The organism is Kitasatospora sp. NPDC057512, assembly GCF_042802135.1.
Classification (GTDB): domain Bacteria; phylum Actinomycetota; class Actinomycetes; order Streptomycetales; family Streptomycetaceae; genus Kitasatospora.
The window spans coordinates 1-1,177 of the sequence record NZ_JBHVET010001265.1; the positions used below are offsets into that span (position 1 = coordinate 1).

Sequence of the window (1,177 nt, forward strand, 5' to 3'; positions counted from 1 at the left end):
GGGGGCCCGCGCCGCTACCGCAGCAGGGTCGGAGCGCCGACGGCACCTTGGTCACCTCCATACCGACATCGTGCGCGCCCTTATGTCCGGCGCCGCGGCGAGGGCCGGAGCGGGGAGAAAACCGTTGGCGCCCGTGCGACCGGCGTGGTTAGGCTGACGCCGTTCCGTACCGATCGACCCGGGCTGCCGCCCGACCGGAGAGGGTGTCTTGATGTCCCGGATCGCGCCGAGTGCGCCTCGCCACCGTCCGACGACCACCGTCTGACGACCATCGCCTGACGATCAGTCGAGGCCGCTCGGCCTGCTCTTGCTGTCACTGCGCAAACCCCCAGCAAGGAGCACCCCGGGTGTCCAGCACCTCCAGCACTCCCCCCGTTCTGAAGACCTCCACCTTCGCCTGCGCCTGGTGCGGTCTGACCGTCTCCACCTACGCCGCCGACGGCACGCGGCGCAACCACTGCCCGTCCTGCCTGCACTCGCAGCACGTCCTCGACCACGTCGAGGGCGGGCCGAGCGACTGCCTGGGCCGGATGTCGCCGATCGCCATCGCGGTGCTGCGCACCGGCGACTGGACGGTCGTCCACCGGTGCGTGCGCTGCGACGAGCTGACGTCCACCCCGGTCTGCACGGACGACAACCAGCTCGTCCTGATGCGGATGGCCGTCCGGCCGCTCGCCCAACCGCCGTTCCCGCTCGAAGCGTTCGGCACCCTCTGAAGCGCGCGCGAAGGAGGGAGGCCCAGCCATGCCACGACGCAAGAACACCGGCGGCACGAGCCGGCGGGAACGCCGCCCGCAGCGGCACAAGGACGTCCTGCACGGTCAGGGCGGCCACCGGGCGAACGCCTTCCGCTGCGTGGACTGCCGGTTGGACGTCCCGCTGGACGCCCCCGGCACCGCCCACCGCAACCACTGTCCGAACTGCCTGGCCAGCCGTCATGTCGACGGCCGGACACCCGGCGACCGGGCGGCCGGCTGCGGCGGCCGGATGACCGCGCTGAGCCTGTCGGTCCGCGCCGACGGCGAGTGGATGATCATCCACCAGTGCCTGTCCTGCACCGAGTTGAGCGCCAACCGGATCGCCGGGGACGACAATGCCCTGGCGCTGGTCCGGCTCGCCCTCAAACCCCTGCGGGACACCAGCGTGGCCCACCGCACCCTGCTCACGCTGTAGGCCG

2 protein-coding genes are annotated in these 1,177 nt (G+C 72.0%); both read left to right on the top strand.

Features of this window, described 5'->3' with window-relative positions; genetic code table 11:
* The first annotated feature begins 347 nt into the window (after window positions 1-347).
* Window positions 348-716 carry an RNHCP domain-containing protein gene (locus ACFU6K_RS39380; RefSeq protein WP_049655414.1) on the top strand — a complete coding sequence of 123 codons (369 nt, stop codon included), beginning with the start codon at window positions 348-350 and terminating at the stop codon, window positions 714-716.
* A gap of 28 nt (window positions 717-744) precedes the next feature.
* A complete protein-coding gene (locus tag ACFU6K_RS39385; RefSeq protein WP_380671536.1) occupies window positions 745-1,173 on the top strand; it encodes an RNHCP domain-containing protein in 429 nt (142 codons plus the stop codon).
* Window positions 1,174-1,177 lie beyond the last annotated feature (4 nt).

What these genes read in the sequence shown, in the direction of transcription:
- ACFU6K_RS39385 (WP_380671536.1), top strand. Translation starts at nt 745, where the DNA reads ATGCCACGACGCAAGAACACCGGCGGCACGAGCCGGCGGGAACGCCGC.